Below are 562 nucleotides of genomic sequence, written 5' to 3' on the forward strand. Positions count from 1 at the left end.
TTCACTTTAAAAAGTGGATACAAATAAGCGTATGGCAACTAACCAAGGTTTTTGGTTGTCATCAAGAAGGGTTAATTCTCAATGACTGTTTGCCGGACTCAATTTCGATTCAAACTAAGTTTGAATCACTCTTTATTTCCACTTTTAAAAAGTGAAGACAAAAAGCCAAGACACTTGAATGTGTTTGTTGTGTTTATCTAATGAAAGATAAACATTGAGAACTTTTAAATTTGATTGAATTACTCGTAAGTAATCAATCAGTCAGCTTTCCAAATTGTTAAAGAGCTAGATATTTCAAAAGAAATAACCATTTTTAAAGATTCTTAAGGAAGAACACTTAAAGATGGTGGAGCTATGCGGGATCGAACCGCAGACCTCCTCGCTGCCAGCGAGGCGCTCTCCCAGCTGAGCTATAGCCCCATCTGGAAAAGTATTTCCTACTCTTAACTTATTAAACCATCAATCTGTGTGGGTACTCATCGTAAATATCTTCGTATAAGGAGGTGATCCAGCCCCAGGTTCCCCTAGGGCTACCTTGTTACGACTTCACCCCAGTCATGAA

The 562-nt window shown here is 38.3% G+C and carries 1 tRNA gene and 1 rRNA gene; both read right to left on the bottom strand.

The window, feature by feature from the left end:
- Positions 1-344: 344 nt before the first annotated feature.
- Positions 345-420: transfer RNA gene (locus tag F0229_RS21720), tRNA-Ala, on the bottom strand.
- A 76-nt stretch (positions 421-496) separates the two neighbouring features.
- Positions 497-562: ribosomal RNA gene (locus F0229_RS21725) — 16S ribosomal RNA — on the bottom strand; the annotation flags it as partial.

This window comes from Vibrio sp. AIC-3, from assembly GCF_013114515.1.
Taxonomy (GTDB): Bacteria; Pseudomonadota; Gammaproteobacteria; order Enterobacterales; family Vibrionaceae; genus Vibrio; species Vibrio crassostreae_C.